Source organism: Pseudonocardia sp. (genome assembly GCF_050250275.1).
Taxonomy (GTDB): Bacteria; Actinomycetota; Actinomycetes; order Mycobacteriales; family Pseudonocardiaceae; genus Pseudonocardia.
The window spans coordinates 142,957-161,258 of sequence record NZ_JBFWOY010000003.1 but is presented as its reverse complement, the minus strand read 5'-3'; the positions used below and the strand labels follow the sequence as shown (position 1 = coordinate 161,258).

The 18,302-nt window shown below is 74.7% G+C and carries 16 protein-coding genes; 12 read left to right on the top strand and 4 right to left on the bottom strand.

The features are described from left to right. Positions 1 to 110 precede the first annotated feature (110 nt). From AB7F12_RS04630 to AB7F12_RS04620, 3 genes are read left to right on the top strand one after another with little or no spacing between them, the layout of a single operon-like run. Positions 111 to 653 (top strand): MarR family winged helix-turn-helix transcriptional regulator, encoded by a 543-nt coding sequence (locus AB7F12_RS04630; protein WP_428498050.1) that lies wholly within the window; start codon positions 111 to 113, stop codon positions 651 to 653. Between the two features lie 19 nt (positions 654 to 672). Next, complete coding sequence (locus AB7F12_RS04625) at positions 673 to 1,788, top strand: saccharopine dehydrogenase family protein (protein WP_428498051.1); 1,116 nt, start codon at positions 673 to 675, stop codon at positions 1,786 to 1,788. Between the two features lie 51 nt (positions 1,789 to 1,839). Then, the gene (locus AB7F12_RS04620) at positions 1,840 to 2,901 is read left to right on the top strand and encodes a potassium channel family protein (RefSeq protein ID WP_428498052.1); all 1,062 of its coding nucleotides are present in this window, start codon (positions 1,840 to 1,842) and stop codon (positions 2,899 to 2,901) included. A gap of 27 nt (positions 2,902 to 2,928) precedes the next feature. Here the strand turns inward: AB7F12_RS04620 and AB7F12_RS04615 are convergent, their stop codons facing one another. The 3 genes from AB7F12_RS04615 to xylA are packed head-to-tail and all read right to left on the bottom strand — an operon-like array spanning position 2,929 to position 6,714. Next, positions 2,929 to 4,089, bottom strand: a complete 1,161-nt coding sequence (locus tag AB7F12_RS04615; RefSeq protein ID WP_428517871.1) for an ROK family protein — start codon at positions 4,087 to 4,089, stop codon at positions 2,929 to 2,931. Continuing rightward, entirely contained in the window at positions 4,086 to 5,486 is a 1,401-nt protein-coding gene (xylB, locus tag AB7F12_RS04610; RefSeq protein ID WP_428499442.1) for a xylulokinase, read from the bottom strand. The genes AB7F12_RS04615 and xylB overlap by 4 nt, the downstream gene beginning before the upstream one ends. A gap of 40 nt (positions 5,487 to 5,526) precedes the next feature. Beyond that, positions 5,527 to 6,714 (bottom strand): xylose isomerase, encoded by a 1,188-nt coding sequence (gene xylA, locus AB7F12_RS04605; RefSeq protein WP_428499441.1) that lies wholly within the window; start codon positions 6,712 to 6,714, stop codon positions 5,527 to 5,529. A 55-nt stretch (positions 6,715 to 6,769) separates the two neighbouring features. On the opposite strand from xylA, the gene AB7F12_RS04600 reads away from it, so the two are divergent. From AB7F12_RS04600 to nudC, 8 genes are all read left to right on the top strand, one after another. Continuing rightward, a complete protein-coding gene (locus AB7F12_RS04600; protein WP_428499440.1) occupies positions 6,770 to 7,630 on the top strand; it encodes an exodeoxyribonuclease III in 861 nt (286 codons plus the stop codon). Positions 7,631 to 7,799: 169 nt separating this feature from the next. Beyond that, on the top strand, positions 7,800 to 9,149 hold the full coding sequence (locus AB7F12_RS04595; protein WP_428499439.1) for a calcium-binding protein: 1,350 nt from the start codon (positions 7,800 to 7,802) through the stop codon (positions 9,147 to 9,149). A gap of 130 nt (positions 9,150 to 9,279) precedes the next feature. Next, complete coding sequence (locus tag AB7F12_RS04590; protein ID WP_428499438.1) at positions 9,280 to 10,011, top strand: DUF4142 domain-containing protein; 732 nt, start codon at positions 9,280 to 9,282, stop codon at positions 10,009 to 10,011. Next, entirely contained in the window at positions 10,011 to 10,616 is a 606-nt protein-coding gene (locus AB7F12_RS04585) for a class F sortase (protein ID WP_428499437.1), read from the top strand. The genes AB7F12_RS04590 and AB7F12_RS04585 overlap by 1 nt, the downstream gene beginning before the upstream one ends. Positions 10,617 to 10,696: 80 nt before the next feature. After that, positions 10,697 to 11,959, top strand: a complete 1,263-nt coding sequence (locus tag AB7F12_RS04580) for an aldehyde dehydrogenase family protein (RefSeq protein ID WP_428499436.1) — start codon at positions 10,697 to 10,699, stop codon at positions 11,957 to 11,959. Between the two features lie 222 nt (positions 11,960 to 12,181). Further along, on the top strand, positions 12,182 to 13,495 hold the full coding sequence (locus AB7F12_RS04575; protein ID WP_428499435.1) for a M16 family metallopeptidase: 1,314 nt from the start codon (positions 12,182 to 12,184) through the stop codon (positions 13,493 to 13,495). Further along, a complete protein-coding gene (locus AB7F12_RS04570; RefSeq protein ID WP_428499434.1) occupies positions 13,492 to 14,865 on the top strand; it encodes a M16 family metallopeptidase in 1,374 nt (457 codons plus the stop codon). The genes AB7F12_RS04575 and AB7F12_RS04570 overlap by 4 nt, the downstream gene beginning before the upstream one ends. Further along, positions 14,862 to 15,860 (top strand): NAD(+) diphosphatase, encoded by a 999-nt coding sequence (gene nudC, locus AB7F12_RS04565; protein WP_428499433.1) that lies wholly within the window; start codon positions 14,862 to 14,864, stop codon positions 15,858 to 15,860. Before AB7F12_RS04570 ends, nudC begins: the two co-directional genes overlap by 4 nt. Before the next feature lie 23 nt (positions 15,861 to 15,883). On the opposite strand, the gene AB7F12_RS04560 is transcribed toward nudC, so the two are convergent. Then, complete coding sequence (locus tag AB7F12_RS04560) at positions 15,884 to 16,135, bottom strand: mycoredoxin (protein WP_428499432.1); 252 nt, start codon at positions 16,133 to 16,135, stop codon at positions 15,884 to 15,886. 95 nt (positions 16,136 to 16,230) lie between these two features. On the opposite strand from AB7F12_RS04560, the gene AB7F12_RS04555 reads away from it, so the two are divergent. Next, positions 16,231 to 18,285, top strand: a complete 2,055-nt coding sequence (locus AB7F12_RS04555; protein ID WP_428499431.1) for an ATP-dependent DNA helicase UvrD2 — start codon at positions 16,231 to 16,233, stop codon at positions 18,283 to 18,285. The last annotated feature ends 17 nt before the right edge of the window (positions 18,286 to 18,302 follow it).

The window sequence follows — 18,302 nt, the reverse complement described above, 5'->3', positions numbered from 1 at the left end:
ATCCATGCCGCGGCCGGTACGACAGCCGTCCTGTGCCGAGCGGCGAACCGGTGCGGAGCATTCCGACATTGAAATCTCAAGTAAAGAGATGCCTCGGTTACGCTCATCGAGTGGGCACGACCCCTGATCTCGATCCGGCCGCCGAGGCCGGCACCCGCTGGCTCGACGACGGCGAGCTGCAGAGCTGGCACTCGTTCAGCGGCATGCTGCTGACGTTGCCGGGCTTCCTCGATGCCCAGCTCCAGCGCGACGAGGACCTCTCGCTGTTCGGCTACCTCGTGATGGCGGGCCTGTCCGACGCACCGCAACGCACACTGCGGATGAGCGAACTGGCCGTCCTCACCCAGGGGTCGTTGTCGCGGCTCTCGCACGCCGTCGCGAAACTGGAACGCAACGGCTGGGTCGAGCGCCGCCCGTGCCCCGGCAACGGCCGGGTCACGATCGCGACACTCACCGACGACGGCGCGGCGAAGCTGGCCGCGGCGGCGCCCGGCCACGTCGCCGCGGTGCGCCGGCTGGTCACCGACCCGCTCGGTCCGGAGCTGTTCGCCCGGCTCGGGGAGGCGTCGCGCCGGATCCTCGACGTCACCGCCGGCCCCGGGTGCCCCGCGATCCCGCACCGGGCCGACGGCAGCGCCGACAACGCGGGCTGAAAGCCCCTAGGTTGCTGGCATGACCGGCAGGATCGTGCTCCTCGGCGCCACCGGATACACCGGCGGGCGCACCGCGCAGGCGATGGTCGACCGTGGCCTCGGCCCGGTCCTGGCTGGCCGCGACCCCGATCGGTTGGCCGGGATCGCGCACGGCCTCGGCGGCCTGCAGACAGCCCACGCCGACGTCACCGATCCCGCGTCGATCAGGGCGCTCGTCGAGAAGGGCGACGTGCTGGTCTCGACGGTCGGACCGTTCATGCGCCTCGGCGGCCCCGCGGTCGCGGCGGCGATCGAGGCGGGCGCGATCTACCTCGACTCGACAGGCGAGCCGCCGTTCATCCGCGCGGTCCACGAGACGCACGGCCCGGAGGCGGCGCGGACCGGCGCGGCCCTGCTCACCGCGTTCGGCAACGACTACGTCCCGGGTGTCCTCGCGGGTGCGCTGGCGCTGCGGGACGCGGGGGAGGCGGCGCGGCGGGTCGACGTCGGCTACTTCCTCAGCGGCGGCGGCCGGGGCCGCGCGTTCTCGCGCGGCACGCTCGACTCGGTCGCCGGGGTCATGGGCAGGCCCGCCTACGCGTTCCGCGACGGCGGCCTTCGCGAGGAACCTGCCGCGTCGCGGATGCGGACGTTCCACGTCGCGGGCCGGCCCCGGCCCGGGGTGACGATCGGGGCGTCGGAGCAGTTCGCGTTGCCGCGGCTGGCCCCGGGCCTGCGGACCGTCGACGTCTACCTCGGCTGGTTCGGCGGGGCGAGCGGGATGCTGCACGCGTCGAGCAGGGTGACCCCGGTGCTGGGCAGAGTCCCGTTGCTGACGGGCGGCGCGACCACGCTGCTGCAGAAGGCGATCTCCCGGATCCCGGCCGCCCCGGACGCGGCCACCCTGGAGCGGACGACGTCGCATTTCGTCGCCGAGGCCTTCGACGGGACCGGCACCCTGCTGGCCCGCACCCACCTGACCTCGCCCGACGGATACGCGATCACGGCCGGGCTGCTGGCGTGGGGTGCGGGGCACGCGGCGGAGCACGGCGTCGACGGCGTGGGCGCGCTCGACGCGGTCGGGGCCTTCGGGCTCGACACGCTCGTCGCCGGGGCCGCCGAGGCGGGCATCGTCGCTGATCGGTCGTCGCAGTGATCGTCGACGTCACGCATTGACGGCGGCGGCGGCGCGCTACCCTCCGCGGCGATGAACGAGCGGTTGCGGCGCAGGGTCCTCGACAAGGAGACCGCGGGGGCCCTGCGTATGCCGGACCCGACCGTCGGCCCGGTCGTGTCCCTGGTGCGGCGCCTGGCGATCGCGCTGGGCGCGCTGTTCGCGACCGCGCTGATCGTGTGGCTCTCGCGTGCGGGCTACGTCGACAACAACGACGACGGCAGCGGCATCTCGTTCCTCGACGCCCTCTACTACGCGACCGTGTCGCTCTCGACCACCGGCTACGGCGACATCGTGCCGGTCACCGACGCGACACGGCTGGTCACGACGGTCGTCATCACGCCGTTGCGGCTGCTCTTCCTCATCGTCCTGGTCGGCACCACCGTGGAACTGCTCACGGAGCGCTCGCGCCAGGCGTATCGCATCTCCCGCTGGAGGTCACGCGTGCGCGACCACACGATCGTCGTCGGCTACGGCACCAAGGGCCGGGCCGCGGTCGACACGCTGCTCGGGGACGGGGCGGACCCGTCCGAGATCGTCGTCGTCGACACCGACCGCACGCAGCTCGACGCCGCGTCCGCGCTCGGGTTGATCACGGTGAACGGCAACGCGACCCGGTCGAGCGTGCTGCGGGTCGCGGGCGTTCCGTACGCGTCGGCCATCGTGATCGCGACGAACCGCGACGACACCGCCGTCCTGGTCACGCTGACCGCCCGCGAGCTGGCACCGAGGATCACGATCGTGGTGGCGGTGCGGGAGTCGGAGAACGTGCACCTGCTGCGGCAGTCGGGCGCGAACTCGGTCATCGTCTCGGCGGAGACGGCGGGCCGGCTGCTCGGTGTGGCGACGACGGCCCCGAGCGTCGTCGAGGTCATCGAGGACCTGCTGACCCCGGACGCGGGCTTCGCGATCAGCGAGCGGCCCGTGGAGGAGACGGAGGTGGGCGGCTCCCCGCGGCACCTGCCCGACATCGTGCTGGGCGTGGTCCGCAACAACGAGCTGGTCCGGGTCGACCATTCGTCGGTCGACGCCCTCGAGCGCGGTGACCGCCTCCTCTACGTGCGTCGGGCGTCCCCGGCCGACGAGGACGACTGAACCCCTGCTCGTCGGAGCGGGACGCGGTCACGGCCCGACGAGGTCCCTGACGACGCCCAGCGCCGCGCCGTGCAGGGCGGCGTCGCGGGTGACCGCGGCGCGCAGCACCCGCACGGGCGGCCGGGCGACCACTCGTGACCGCAGGGCGTCGCGGACCCGCGTGCGCAGGGCGTCGCCGAGCCGGCCGTAGGTCCCGCCGAGGACGACGGCGGGCACGTCGAGCAGGTTGACCGCACCCGCGAGCGCGATGCCCAGCGCGGCACCGGCGACGTCGAGTGCCGCCCCCGGGCGGGCGACCAGGGCGTCGACGTCGGGGACGGCCGCCGCGCGCAGCAGGGCGGCGGTTCCGGCGACGGTCTCCAGGCAGCCCGTCCCACCGCAGGTGCAGTCACGCCCACCGGGATCGACGACGACGTGTCCCAGCTCCCCGGCGCGCCCGCCGGCGCCGCGGAACAGCCGGCCGTCGAGCACGATCCCGGCGCCGACGCCCACGCCGCCGGACACGAACAGCATGTCGCGCAGGCCCTGGCCGGTCCACAGCTCGGCGAGCGCGGCGAGGTCGGCCTCGTTGGCGGCGGTCACCGGGGCGTCGACGAGCGCGCCGAACAGCCCGGCCACCCCGACGTCCTGCCAGCGCGGCAGGTTGGGCGCGCGCTGCAGCACCCCGTCGGGGGTGACGACGCCCGGTAGCGCCACCCGCACGCCGGCGACGGCGAGCCCGGCTCCGGCCACGATCTCCGCGACGAGCGTGGCGGCCCGGCGCAGTCCTTCTTCCGGCGGGCGGCGGCGGTGGGAGGACGGCACGCGCCGCACCACGCGCACGGTCCCGGTGAGGTCGGCGATGCAGGCGGCGACCTCGTCGACACCGATCTCGACGCCGACCCCGCACGGCCCGGACGGGTTGAGCTGCAACGGGTTGGCCGGGCGGCCGCGGCCGCCGCGGCGAGCCTCCAGCTCGACGAGCATGCCGTCGGCGAGCAGGTCGTCGACGAGTGAGGAGACGGTGCCGCGGGTGAGGCCGGTCGCCGCGGCGACCGCGGCCCGTGACGCGGGCGCCGCCGCGACGGCGGCGAGCACCAGGCCCCGGTTGTGGCGCCGGACCGTCGGGGGCCCCGCCGGTGCCACCTGCGCAGCCGGCCCGACGGGGGACGGGCCGGCTGCGCCGAGGTCACCGGGGAGCGGTGTCATGTGAGCCGGACGGCGGTCATGTCGCGGACGGCGGCGTAGCGCTCGCGGACCGCGGGTGCCGGGTCGGCCTCGTGGACGACGGTGCCCGCGGCGTCCCACTCCGGCAGGTCGCCCGAGAGTGTCCACGCGGCCTGGCGGGCGGCGCCGTCGGCCACGTAGTCGCCGGGGGTGGGCACGACGACGGGTCTGCCGAACACCGCCGGCGCGATCCGCGCGACCGCCTCCGACCGTGCCGCCCCGCCGACCAGCAGGATCCGTTCGACGGGTACGCCCGCCTCGACCAGGGCGTCGAGGGCGTCGGCGAGCCCGCACAGCAGCCCCTCGACCGCGGCACGTGCGAGATGTGCAGGGTCGGCGGTGCCGAGGGTGAGGCCGTGCAGCGACCCTGTCGCGTCGGGGCGGTTGGGTGTCCGCTCGCCTTCCAGATAGGGGACGAGGACGAGCCCACCCGCACCCGCGGGGGCACTGAGTGCGAGGCCGGACAGCGACTCGTGGTCGACACGCAGCAGGGTCGCGGCCGCGTCGAGGACCCGCGCGGCGTTGAGCGTGCACACCAGCGGCAGGTGCTCCCCGGTCGCCGAGGCGAACCCGGCGATCACTCCCGTCGGGTCGGCGGTCGCGACCGGGCTGACCGCGCTCACGACGCCGGAGGTCCCCAGCGAGACGACGACGTCGCCGGGCCGCGCGCCCAGCCCGAGCGCGGCGGCGGCGTTGTCCCCGGCGCCGGGCCCGACGGCGACGCCGGCCGGGGTGCAGCCGACCCGCTCGGCAGGCGCCGCCACGCGCGGGACGAGCACGCCGGTCCGGCCGAGCGCCCGTTCCAGCAGGTCGAAGCGGTACTCGCCGGTCGCCGCCGAGAAGTAGCCGGTGCCGGAGGCGTCGCTGCGGTCGGTCACGAGGTCGTCCAGCGAGCCGGTGCCGCGCAGCCGCCAGCTCAGCCAGTCGTGGGGGAGCGCGACGGCCGCGGTCGCGGCGGCGTGGTCCGGTTCGTGCGTCGCCAGCCACCGCAGCTTCGTGACGGTGAACGACGCGACCGGCACGCTGCCCGTCGCGTCCGCCCACGCCTGGGCGCCGAGCTCGGCGACCAGCTCGTCGGCGGCCGCGGCGGAGCGGGTGTCGTTCCACAGCAGGGCGGGCCGGACCACCTCGCCCGCCGCGTCGAGGCACACCATCCCGTGCTGCTGCGCGCCGACCGAGATCGCGGAGACGTCGTCGATCCCGCCGGCGTCCTCGAGCGCGGCCTGCAGGGCGGACCACCACGCCGACGGGTCGATCGACGTCCCGGCCGGGTGCGGCGCCGCCCCACGCCGCACCGGCTCACCGGTCGATGCGTCCCGGATCACGACGGTGCACGACTGCGTCGACGAGTCCACCCCGGCGACGAGCACCCGCGTCACGCCGCGGCTCCCGGCCCGCCCGGTTGCAGGAACGGGGTGCTCACCTGGCCCCCAGGACGTGCTCGAGTGCCAGCTGGGCCAGCTTCGCGTAGCCGTAGCCGCGCTCGGCCTCCTTGTCGGCGTCGTAGTCCTCGAACGCGGTCCGGTCGGCGAGCAGGTCGGCGGCGGTCTCGCCGGGGTTGAGGGTCGGCTTGCCGAGGTCCGCGACACCCGAGACCTCGAGCGCCTCGACTACCGCGGGATCGGCGCGGAAGGCGGCGGCGCGCTCGCGCAGCAGCAGGTAGGTGCGCATGTTCGCGGCGGCGGAGGCCCACACGCCGTCGACGTCCTCGGTGCGCAGCGGCTTGTAGTCGAAGTGGCGCGGCCCGTCGTACACCGGGCCGCCCCCGGGGGCGCCGTTCTCCAGCAGGTCGACCAGGGAGAAGGCGTTGAGCAGGTCGCCGTGGCCGAAGATCAGGTCCTGGTCGTACTTGATGCCGCGCTGGCCGTTGAGGTCGAGGTGGAACAGCTTGCCCGCCCACAGCGCCTGCGCGATGCCGGCGGTGTAGTTGAGCCCGGCCATCTGCTCGTGCCCGACCTCGGGGTTCACCCCGACGATGTCGCCGTGCTCCAGCTCGGCGATGAACGCGAGGGCGTGCCCGAGGGTGGGCAGCAGGATGTCGCCGCGGGGCTCGTTGGGCTTGGGCTCGATGGCGAACCGGATGCCGTAGCCCTGCTCCTTGACGTAGGCGGCGAGCAGGTCGATGCCCTCGCGGTAGCGGTCGAGCGCGGCGCGGATGTCCTTGCCCTGGTCGACCTCGGCGCCCTCGCGGCCGCCCCAGAACACGTAGGTCGAGGCGCCGAGCTCGGCGGCGAGGTCGAGGTGGCGCAGCACCTTGCGCAGCGCGAACCGGCGGACGCCGCGGTCGTTACTGGTGAACGCGCCGTCCTTGAAGACGGGGTGGGTGAACAGGTTCGTCGTCATCATCGGGACGACGAGGCCGGTCTCGTCGAGCGCGCCGCGGAAACGGGCGATGATCCGGTCGCGCTCGCCCGCGTCGGTGCCGAAGGGGACGAGGTCGTCGTCGTGGAAGGTGACGCCCCATGCGCCCAGGTCGGAGAGGCGGCGCACGGACTCGACGGGGTCGAGGGCGGGGCGGGTGGCGTCGCCGAAGGGGTCGCGGGCGGGCCAGCCCACGGTCCACAGCCCGAAGCTGAACCTGTCCTCACGCGTCGGCTGTGTCGCCATGATCGCCCCTTTTGTTCGGCGTCCGAACTAATAGGGGAACGGTAGCGTGCCGTCCGTGCGTCTGGCCACATGGAACGTGAACTCCGCCAAGATCCGGCTCCCGCGGCTGCTGCCGTGGCTCGACCAGCGCGCGCCCGACGTCGTGTGCCTGCAGGAGACGAAGGCCTCCGACGCCGAGTGGTCCGAGTCCTACGACGCCGAGCTGCGCGACCGCGGCTACGAGGTCGCGCACTACGGGCAGGGCCGCTGGAACGGGGTCGCGCTGCTCTCCCGCGTCGGCCTCGACGACGTCGAGCGCGGCCTGCCCGGCGAGCCCCGCTTCCCCGACGAGGACTCCGCCCCGGAGGCCCGCGCCATCTCGGCGACGTGCGGGGGCCTGCGCGTGACGTCGGTCTACGTGCCCAACGGCCGCACTCCCGACGACCCGCACTACGCCTACAAGCTGCGCTGGCTCGACGCGTTGCAGGCCATGGTCTCCGACGGGCCGACGGCCAGCAGCGTCGTCGCCGGGGACATGAACATCGCCCCCACCGACGCCGACGTCTGGGACCCGTCGCTGTTCGTCGATGCCACCCACGTGACCCCGGCCGAGCGCAAGGCACTCGAAGGGCTGACCGGGCTGGGCCTGCACGACGTGGTGCGCGACCGCTGGCCCGGCGAGCGCGTCTTCTCCTACTGGGACTACCGCGCCGGACGGTTCCACCAGGACAAGGGCATGCGCATCGACCTCGTCCTCGTCGGCGACGACGCCGTCGGCCGGGTGCAGGCGGCGTGGATCGACCGCCAGGCGCGCAAGGGCTCCGGGCCCAGTGACCACGCCCCGGTGATGGTCGACCTCGACGAGGCCCCCGACGGTGACATCGGCCCGGTCGTCCCGCCGCCCACGACCCCCGCGAAGCTCCCGCACCTCAAGTGACCGTGAGCGCGACCGGCCCGATCGGTCGCACCGCTGGTCCGGGGCCTGCGACGTTTCGTCTGAAATATCCATTGTCAAGATCTGGTACGGGGCCGCGAGGTAGGGCAGGATTCGGTCCTGCCTGGTGGGGACACCGTGGTCCCCCTGCGCAGCACCGAGGGGGACGACGATGGTCGGAGCGCACCGCGAGTCCAAGCCGAGGCGACGCAGCGGGCGGTTCGCGCTCGCGAACATCGGGGTGGCGGCCGCCGCTGCGGTCCTCGTCGCGCCTTTCGTCGGACCCGCGACGCCGGCATCCGCTGCGCCCTCCGCCGCGCCCACGAGCCAGCAGTTCCCCTGCAACACGACCGACGGACAGCCCTACGCCTTCACCGTTCCCGACGGCGTGACCTCGCTGACGGTGTCGGCGGTCGGCGGTGCGGGACAGGGCCGTAGCGGGGCACGCGGGGGCGGGCTCGGCGGCACCGTGACCGCGACCGTGCCGGTGACGCCCGCGGAGGGCCTCACCGTCTACGTGGGATGTCAGGGCGACGTGTACCACAGCACCGGCTTCGGCCACGGCGGCGACCACGGCAGCGCGGACTCCTCCGACGCGCAGGACGGCGGGTACGGCGGAGGCGGGAGCGCGGTCGTCCGTTCGACCGGCGCCGAGCAGCTGGTCGTCGCCGGCGGCGGTGGTGGTGGCGGCGGCAACAGCGCCGGCGGCGGTGTCGCGGGCCAGGGTGGACTCGGCGGCGACGGCGGGATCGCCCCACAGGCCGGTGGCCGGGGCGGGGTCGGAACCTTCGGGGGCGGGACCGGGCCCGAAGGGGGCTGTGCCGCGTGCTCACACAGCTACACCTCCATCGACGGGGCCTCCGGTGAGGGCTCTTCCACCGCGGCGGGCGGTGGCGGTGGCGGCGGTGGCGGCGGCGGACACATCGGCGGCGGCGGCGGCCACGCCGGCAGCGCCTTCGCATCGCTCCAAGGTGGTGGCGGCGGAGGTGGTGGGTCGTCGTACGTGACCTCGGGTGCGACCGACGTCCGCCACGGCACGAACAACGCGGGTGGCAACGGCAGCGTCGTGCTCAGCTGGACACCCGCTCCCGCCTGCACGATCACCGGCACCGAGGGCGATGACGTCCTGACCGGTACGAACGGCTCCGACGTCATCTGCGGGCTCGGCGGAGACGACACGATCTCCGGCGGCAACGGCGACGACACGCTCATCGGGGGGGACGGCAACGACACGCTGCTCGGCGGCAACGGCGACGACACACTCCTCGGCGGTGACGGCAACGACACGCTCCGGGGTGGCAACGGCGACGACCAGCTGCGCGGGGGCGACGGGAACGACGTGCTCCACGGCGACAACGGGGACGACACGATGCTCGCCGGGCCGGGGAGCGACACCCTCCACGGGGGCAACGGCAACGACCTGCTCGACGCCCAGGACGGCGCGAGCGGGGACGTCCTGGACGGCGGGAACGGACGCGACGACTGCCGCCACGGGCCCGGTGACACGGCGCGAAGCTGCTGACGACCGGACGCAGGTCGACCCGATCGGGCTGATCATGGCCGGTCCGGGCGGTTCCGGCGTGCGCGGGCGTTAGGCCGGATGGAGTATTGCCGCGACGCACCATCCGCCGACCCGAACATGGAGCCCGCTCATGAGCCACCGTCGCGGCCGCAACGCCGCCGGAACCCTGATCGCAGGCCTCGCCCTCGTCGGTGCCGCGGCCTGTTCCTCGGGCACCGACGCCGACGCCCCCGCCCCCGGCGCCACCCCGCCGCCGGCCGCGTCGGCCCAGCCCGGTGCCGGCGGCCAGGCCACCGAGGCGCAGCGCGCCGCGTTCGGCCAGGCCCACCAGGGCGCGCTCGCCCTCATCGCGCTCGGCGGCCTCGGCACCAGCCAGGGCGACGGCGACCAGGTCAAGGGCCTCGCCCCCGACGTGACGTCCAACGGTCAGGCCCTCGACCAGGCGATCCGCGACCAGGCGACCGCTCAGGGCGTCGCGCTCACCGACGGGCTCACCGCCCAGCAGCAGCAGGTCATCAACGACCTGCAGGCCCGCAACGGCCAGCCGTTCGACCAGGCCTGGCTGCGCGCCGCGCTCGACATGGAGCAGCAGGCCCGCGACGCCGCGAACGCGATCCTCAACGACCCCGACGCCTCCCCGGAGGCCAAGGCTGCCGCCCAGGACGCGCTCGCCAAGCTGGACGCGCTCAAGACCAAGCTGACCTCGGCGTCGACCTCCTCCGGTTCGGCCGACCCGGGCTCGGTCAACGCGGGCACCGGCGGCCAGGCCGCCGCGTCCGACGACGTCCTGCCCGTCGCCCTCGTCGGCGGCGGCGCGATCCTCCTCGTCGGCGCCGGTCTCTGGCGTCGTCGCCAGGTCTGATGACGTCCCCTGCCGCCGGGCTCGGCTCCCGCCGGGCCTGGCGGTGGGTGGCGTTGCTCGGGGCGGTCAGCGTGCTCGTCGGGACGGTCATGCTGATCGCGCGCCCGGCGCACGACCTCGGCACGGTCCCCGTGGCCGCGGCCCCGCAGCTCGCCCCTGTCGCAGCCGGGGTCGTCCCTGCGACGGTGACGATCCGCGACGTCGCCGCCCCCGTCGTCCCCGTGTCGACGGCCCCCGACGGCTCGCTCACCCTCCCCGAGGAACCGAAGACCGTCGGCTGGTGGTCGCCCGGCGCGCTGCCCGGGTCCGGAGCGGGCTCGGTCGTGCTGGCCGGGCACGTCGACTCCCGGGTCGCCGGCCTCGGCACGTTCGCGGTGCTGCGCGAGCTGGGCGTCGGCGAGCAGATCACCGTGCGCGGCACCGACGGCCGCGACGTCCCGTACGACGTCGTCGCCCGCCGCGAATACCACAAGGCAGAGCTGCCACCCGACCTGTTCGCCCGCGACGGCGCCGCCCGCCTCGTCCTGATCACCTGCGGTGGCCGCTTCGACCCCGCCGCCCGCAGCTACGACGACAACGTGGTGGTGTTCGCACGTCCCGCGTGAGCCCGTGAGTGGCGGTGGCCGCGACGGCGACCGTCGCCACTCACGAGCGCGTCGCACCGAGCCGGGTACGGTTTTCGACCGTGAGCACCAGTCCCGCCGCCGATCAGCAGGCCCCCGAGTTCGCCGCCGTCCGCGCCGCCGCCGAGCGTGCCGCCGCGGCCGCCCCCGGAGTCCGCGCGGCCGGCGGCCCGGCCATCGACGCCGCCCTGCGTGAGGCGGCCGCCCTGCTGCGCGACCGTGCCGGGGTCCTGCTGGCCGCCAACGGCGCCGACGTCGATGCCGCCCGCCGGGGCGGGATGGCCGCGGGCCTGCTCGACCGGCTCACCCTCACCCCGGAGCGCCTGGCCGACATGGCCGTCCAGCTCGAGGTCCTCGCCGACACCCCGGAGCCGCCCACCGAGCGCGAGGTCCGCACGCTGCCGTCGGGCGAGCGGGTGTTCGAGCGGCGCATCCCCGTCGGCGTCATCGGCGCGGTGTTCGAGGCCCGCCCCAACGTGACCGTCGACGTCGCCTCCCAGGTCCTCAAGGCGCGCAGCGCGGCCGTCCTGCGCACCGGTGCCGCGGCACTGGGCAGCGCGACCGCGCTCGTCGAGCAGGTGATCGCGCCCGCGCTGGAGGCCAACGGCGTCCCCGCCGCCGCCGTGCAGCTGGTCCCGACGCCCGGGCATGCGGGTGCCGACGCCCTCGTCGGTCTCCCGGACCTCGTGCCGCTGGTCGTCGTGCGCGGCAGCGGCGAGGTCACCCGCCGGCTGTCGGCGCTGGGTGCCACCGCGGGCACCCGGATCCTCGCCCACGCCGACGGTGGTGGCGTGCTGTACCTCGACGCCAGCGCCGACCCCGAGCAGGTCATCCGGCTGGTCGAGGCGAGCACCGACCGGCTCGGCGTCTGCAACCGGCTCAACCTCCTGCTCATCGACCGCCCGGTCTACGACGCGCTGCTCCCCGTCGCCGAGAAGGTGTTGTCGGGCAAGGGCATCGAGCTGAGCCTGCCGCCGCACACCCACCGCCTGGGTCACGAGTGGGCGCTCGACTCGGGCAACGAGTCGCACGTGACGGTGCAGCCCGTCGACGGCGCGGTCGACGCCGCGCACACCGCCGCCCGCGAGACCAGCGGTCTCGCCGCGACCGTCTGCGCGCGCGACGAGGGGGCGGCCACCGCGTTCATCGACGCCTACACCGGCACCGGTGTCTTCTGGAACACCACGACGCGGCTGCTCGACGGCTACAAGCTCCTCGGCCTGCCGGAGACGGGGATCAACGTCGACCGCACCCCCGGCCCCCGCGGCCCGGTCACCTATCCCGACCTGGCGCTGCGCCAGTTCGTCGTCCTCCCGCCGGCCTGACGGCGTCCCCGCGGGTCCCACCCGGGCATGGCGCGCTCCCGGCGACGGGTGTCCGAGGTGGACCGCGTGCGCCGGGGCGCGACGTCCTCGTCGCGCGGACGGGCCCGTGACGACCGCTCGATCCTCCGGTGTCGCCGGGCCGACGGCACCGGACCCGCGGATCTCGTCGACGTCGTCGCCGTGTGACGGCACGCGGCGGGGCCGGGGGTTAGTGTCACCCCCGTGTCGATCGAACTCCACCGCACGACGCTGTCCAACGGGTTGCGCGTGCTGCTCGTCCCCGATCCCGCGACGCCGGTCGTCGGTGTCGCCGTGCACGTCGACGTCGGGTTCCGCTCGGAGCCGGAGGGGCGCACCGGGTTCGCGCACCTGTTCGAGCACCTGATGTTCCAGGGCAGCGAGAGCCTGGAGAAGCTGGCGCACTTCCGCCACGTCCAGGGCTCCGGCGGTGTCTTCAACGGCTCGACCCACCAGGACTACACCGACTACTTCGAGGTCCTCCCCGCGGCGGCGCTGGAGCGGGCGCTGTTCCTCGAGGCCGACCGGTTGCGCGCTCCCAAGCTCACCGAGGAGAACCTGCGCAACCAGGTCGACGTCGTCAAGGAGGAGATCCGGCTCAACGTGCTGAACCGGCCCTACGGCGGGTTCCCGTGGATCCTGCTTCCGCCGGTCCTCTACGACACGTTCCCCAACGCGCACAACGGCTACGGCGACTTCTCCGAGCTGGAGCAGGCGAGCCTGGACGACGCTGCGGCGTTCTTCGACACCTACTACGCGCCCGGCAACGCCCAGCTCACGGTCGCGGGACCGCTCGACGTCGACACGACGATGGCGTTGGTGGAGAAGCACTTCGGCGACATCCCGGCCCGGCCGACGCCGGTGCGGCCGAGCTTCGCCGAGCCGGTCCCGGGTGCGGAGCGCCGCCAGGCGGTGCCGGACGCGCACGCGCCGCTGCCCGCGCTGGCGATGGGCTTCCGGATGCCCGACCCCGCAACAGATCTCGACGGCTACCTGGCGCACGTCCTGCTGGCGTCGGTGCTGGGCGACGGCGAGGCGGCCCGGCTGGAGCGCCGGCTGGTGCACGCCGACGGGCTGGTCACCGACGTGTCGGCGAGCGCAGGCCTGATGGGCTCGCTCGATGCGCGTGACCCCGACACGTTCACCGTGACCGCGGTGCACCCGGGCTCGGTCGAGCCCGACCGGGTCGTCGCGGCGGTCGACGAGGAGCTGGAGAAGCTGGCGGCGACGCCGCCGGACCCCGACGAGCTGGCCCGTCAGGTGGCGCGCTGGTCGGCGGCGCTGCACCAGGAGAACGACCGCGTGATGTACCGGATGCTCGGCCTCGGCGCCCGGGAGCTGCTCTACGGCCGTGCCGAGATCACCCTCGAGCTGACCGACCGGCTCGCCGCACTCACCCCGGCCCAGGTCGCGGGCGCCGCGGGTGCGCTGCGCGGCGCCGGCCGCGGGGTGCTGCTCGTCGAACCGGCGCAGGACGCGCAGGGAGAACAGGACGCACCGCAGGGGGACGACGCGTGACCGCCGTGACGACGCACCGCACCGCCGAGGAGATCGGCCGCACCGCCGCCGGCCCGCGGGCGCTGCCCGCGCTGGGGGAGACACGTGAGGTGCCGCTGCCCGACGTCGTCGAGCGGACGCTGCCGTCGGGCCTGCGAATTCTCGCCGCGCACCGGCCGAACGTGCCGATGGTCGAGCTGCGCATGCGCGTCCCGTTCGCCGGGCGCACCCCGCAGCACCCGGCGGTCGCCGAGCTGCTGTCGTCGACGCTGCTCACCGGCACCGCGAGCCGCGACCGGGTGGAGATCGACGACGAGCTGGCCGCTGTGGGCGCCGACCTGGGCGTGAGCGTCGACCCCGAGCGGCTGTCCGTCGGTGGCTCCGGCCTGGCCGAGGGGCTGCCGCGGGTGCTGGGCGTCCTGGCCGACGTCCTGACCGCGGCCTCACATCCCGACACGGAGGTCGCGCGCGAGCGGGACCGGTTGGCCGAGCGGATCGCGGTGGCCCGCGCCCAGCCGCGGACGATCGCGCGCGAGGCACTGCAGCGCAAGCGGTTCGGCGACCACCCGATCACGCGTGAGATGCCGACGGCCGACGAGGTCGCCGCCGTCACCGCCGAGCAGGTCCGGGCGTTGCAGGCCGCGTCGCTGGTGCCGGGCGGGGCGATCCTGACCCTGGTCGGCGACATCGACCCGGAGGTGGCGATCGGGCAGGTCGGCGACGCGCTGGCCGGCTGGACGGCCGACCACGACGCCCACGAGCTCGACGCGCCGCCGCTGCCCGCGGCGGGAGACCTGCTGCTGGTGCACCGGCCCGGGTCGGTGCAGTCGCAGCTGCGGCTCTCGGGCCGGGCGCTGCGCCGTGACGACGACGGCTACGCCGCGCTGCAGCTGGCCAACCTCGTGTTCGGCGGCTACTTCTCCTCGCGCTGGATGGAGAACATCCGCGAGGACAAGGGCTACACCTACGGAGCGCACTCGGGGATGGAGTTCGTGCCGGGCGGGTCGCTGCTGGGGGTGGAGACCGACGTGGCGAGCGACGTCACCGCCGCCGCGCTCCTGGAGACCCGCTACGAGCTGGGCCGGATGGTGGCGGTGCCGCCGACGCCCGAGGAGGTCGAGGCGGCGCGCGCGTACGCGATCGGCTCCCTGCTGATCTCGCTCGACAGCCAGGGCGGGCTCGCCGGGATGCTCACCTCGCTGGCCGCCGACGGCCTCGACGTCGGCTGGCTGCGGGCCCATCCCGGCAGGCTCACGTCGGTGACTGCCGACGAGGTGGCCGCGGCGGCGCTGCGGTTCTTCGCGCCGTCGACGCTCACCGGTGTGGTGGTGGGCGACGCCGACGTGATCGGCGACAGTGTCCGTGCCCTCGGCGGGATCACCGGCTCGTGAGCACCGGGTTCGAGCTCCTGCACCCGCCGGTCCTGTCCCGCGCCGCGGCGCTGCGCGACGAGCCGTTGCGCACCGACACGGCACGCCAGCTGGCGGGCTGGGAGTCGGCCCGGATCGTGGTCGTCGACGACAAGGGCCGTACCCCGGTCGACTGGGATGCCGCTCCGCAGGCCGTGTTCCGTGAGGGCGACGCAGCGGCGTGGGATGCCGCGGCGGGCTCGGGTGTCACGCTGCGGACGCGACCGTCGACGGGTGCGGCCCCGCCGGAGGGTGCGGTCCTGCTCGGCGAGGCCGAGGGGGTCGCCTACTGGGCCGTGCGCGGGCAGCCCGACCTCGTGGCGGGTGACGACCCGGCCGAGTGGGCCGACCTGCGCGCCGTGGGCGCGGAGCTCGACGCGCTCGGCGCCGGCCTGCTCACCACGGCGGTGGCGGCGCTGAGCTGGCACGACAACGCCCGCTTCTGCGCGCGCGACGGCTCACCGACGCGCACCCACAACGGCGGCTGGGTCCGGCGCTGCGAGGCCAACGGTCACGAGGAGTACCCGCGCACCGACCCGGCGGTGATCTGCCTGGTGCACGACGGCGCCGACCGCGTGCTGCTGGCGCGCCAGCCGGTGTGGCCGCCCGGACGGTTCTCGGTGCTGGCGGGGTTCGTGGAGGCGGGGGAGTCGCTGGAGGCGTGCGTGGCCCGCGAGATCGCCGAGGAGGTGGGTGTCGACGTCACCGACATCGGCTACCTGGGCAGCCAGGCGTGGCCGTTCCCGCGGTCGCTGATGGTGGGGTTCCAGGCGGTCGCCGATCCGGCGCAGCCGCTGGTCCCGGCCGACGGTGAGATCGAGGACGCCGTGTGGATCACCCGTGCCGAGCTGCGCGAGGGCCTGTCGCGGGGCGACTGGGCGGGCAGCCCCGACGTCGGGGGCCGCAGGGTCGTGCTGTTGCCGGGCAGGGTGTCGATCGCCCGGTCGATGCTGGAGGCCTGGGCGGCGCGGGGCTGAGCGCCCCGCGCCGGCCGGTGCCCTCACACGACAGGGACGTCCAGCTTGGCCTTGACCTGGGCGAACGACGGGTTGGTCGCCGTCGTCTCGTCGGGGAACAGGACGGTGGGGACGGTCTGGTTGCCGCCGTTGACACCTTCGACGAAGCGCGCCGCGTCGGCGTTGCGCTCGATGTCGATCTCCTTGTACTGGATGCCCGCCTCGTCGAGCTGGAGCTTGAGGCGGCGGCAGTAGCCGCACCACGTGGTGGAGTACATCGTCAGCTGCTGGGCCATGTCCTGGTCAACGGCGCCGGCCGGGCTTTGCTTCCGCGTGTGTCGTGTGCCCCGTCTCACCCGCCCCGCGGGGGCTGTCGGGGGTCTTTGCGAGGATGGCGGGCGTGACCGCTGATCCGTTGCACGCACTCGACGAGGAGCAGCTGGCGGCGGTCACCGCGCCGCGCGGCCCGGTGTGCGTGCTCGCCGGCGCGGGCACGGGCAAGACCCGGACGATCACGCGGCGGATCGCGCACCTCGTCGGCACCGGGCACGTGGCGCCCGGCCAGGTCCTGGCCGTCACGTTCACCGCGCGGGCGGCGGGGGAGCTGCGCACCCGGCTGCGCGCGCTGGGCGCGGGCGGGGTGCAGGCGCGCACGTTCCACGCGGCGGCGCTGCGGCAGCTGCGCTACTTCTGGCCGCAGGTGGTGGGCGACCGGCAGTGGCAGCTGATCGAGCACAAGCTCCGGGCCGTCGGGCAGGCCGCGGTGCGGGCGAAGGCGGGCACCGACCAGGACTCGGTGCGCGACCTGACCACCGAGATCGAGTGGGCCAAGTCGAGCCTGATCACCCCGGCCGAGTACCCGGCCGCGGTGGCGAAGCTGCGGCGCGACACCCCGGGCCCGGCCGAGCAGGTCGCCGCGGTCTACGCGCAGTACGAGGAGCTGAAGAACCGGGCCGAGATGCTCGACTTCGACGACCTGCTGCTGCACACCGCGGCGGCGCTGGAGGAGCACTCCGCGGTCGCCGACGAGTTCCACGACCGGTACCGCTGCTTCGTCGTCGACGAGTACCAGGACGTCACGGCCCTGCAGCAGCGGGTGCTCGACGCATGGCTGGGCGACCGCGACGACCTCACCGTGGTCGGTGACGCCAACCAGACGATCTACACGTTCGCGGGGGCGACGCCGAAGCACCTGCTGGAGTTCCCGCGCCGCTTCCCCGAGGCCGTCGTGGTGCGGCTGCAGCGCGACTACCGGTCGACGCCGCAGGTCGTCGCCGCCGCGAACACGCTGATCTCGGCGGCCCGCGGGCGCGTCGCCGGGTCGCGGCTGCGGCTGGAGGGACAGCTACCGCCCGGCCCGGATCCCGACTTCACCGAGCACGACGACGAGCCCGCCGAGGCCGCCGCCGTCGCCCGCCGCATCCGCAGGCTCATCGCCGACGGCACCCCCGCCGCCGAGATCGCCGTCCTGTTCCGGATCAACGCCCAGTCCGAGGCCTACGAGCAGGCGCTGGCCGACGCGGGCATCCCGTTCCAGGTCCGCGGCGGCGAGCGGTTCTTCAACCGGCCCGAGATCCGGCGCGCCGTGAGCGTGCTGCGGATGGCGGGTGGCCGGGGTGGCGACGACCTGGTCGCCGACGTCCGCACACTGCTGGCCTCGGTGGGCCTGACCGACGAGCCGCCCGCCGGTGCGGCCGCCCGCACCCAGTGGGAGTCGCTGCTCGCACTGGTGGGGCTGGCCGAGGAGCTCGTCGCCGTCCGCGACGGGATCGACCTGACGGGGTTCGTCGCCGAGCTCGAGGCCCGTGCCGACGCCGCGCACCCGCCGACCGTCCAGGGCGTCACCCTCGCCTCGTTGCACGCGGCGAAGGGTCTGGAGTGGGACGTGGTGTTCCTCGTCGGCCTCGTCGACGGCACGCTGCCGATCCAGCACGCCGAGGGCGACGACGACGCGATCGAGGAGGAGCGCCGGCTCCTCTACGTCGGGATCACCCGGGCTCGTCGGGTGCTGGCGATGTCGTGGGCGCTCACCCGTGCCCCGGGCAAGGGTCGTCGGCGGCGTCGCAGCCGGTTCCTGCACGGACTCGTCCCCGACCACCACCCGGCGTCGCGGATCGCGGCCGACCGGTCGAGCGGCAACAAGCCGCGCTGCCGTGTGTGCGGCTCGCCGCTGCTGGGCGCGGAGGCGATGAAGATGCGCCGCTGCGGCGAGTGTCCGTCCGATGTGGACATGGAGCTGCTCGACCGGCTGCGCACCTGGCGCGCGGCCGCGGCCAAGGAACAGCAGGTCCCGGCCTATGTCGTGTTCACCGACGCGACGCTCGCGGCCATCGCCGAGCATCGCCCGTCCGACGTCGCCGCGCTCGTCGGCATCCCCGGGATCGGGGCACGCAAGCTCGACCGCTACGGCCCGGACGTCCTCGCCCTGGTCGCCGATCGCCGATGATTCTCGACGCAAGCGTT

Excerpts from the sequence above, each read along its gene's own strand:
- AB7F12_RS04595 (WP_428499439.1), top strand. The coding sequence starts at position 7,800 with ATGGTCGGAGCGCACCGCGAGTCCAAGCCGAGGCGACGCAGCGGGCGG.
- AB7F12_RS04560 (WP_428499432.1), bottom strand. The coding sequence starts at position 16,135 with ATGGCCCAGCAGCTGACGATGTACTCCACCACGTGGTGCGGCTACTGC.
- AB7F12_RS04555 (WP_428499431.1), top strand. The coding sequence starts at position 16,231 with ATGGCGGGCGTGACCGCTGATCCGTTGCACGCACTCGACGAGGAGCAG.
- AB7F12_RS04585 (WP_428499437.1), top strand. The coding sequence starts at position 10,011 with ATGACGTCCCCTGCCGCCGGGCTCGGCTCCCGCCGGGCCTGGCGGTGG.
- AB7F12_RS04625 (WP_428498051.1), top strand. The coding sequence starts at position 673 with ATGACCGGCAGGATCGTGCTCCTCGGCGCCACCGGATACACCGGCGGG.
- xylA (WP_428499441.1), bottom strand. The coding sequence starts at position 6,714 with ATGGCGACACAGCCGACGCGTGAGGACAGGTTCAGCTTCGGGCTGTGG.
- AB7F12_RS04590 (WP_428499438.1), top strand. The coding sequence starts at position 9,280 with ATGAGCCACCGTCGCGGCCGCAACGCCGCCGGAACCCTGATCGCAGGC.
- AB7F12_RS04615 (WP_428517871.1), bottom strand. The coding sequence starts at position 4,089 with ATGACACCGCTCCCCGGTGACCTCGGCGCAGCCGGCCCGTCCCCCGTC.
- AB7F12_RS04620 (WP_428498052.1), top strand. The coding sequence starts at position 1,840 with ATGAACGAGCGGTTGCGGCGCAGGGTCCTCGACAAGGAGACCGCGGGG.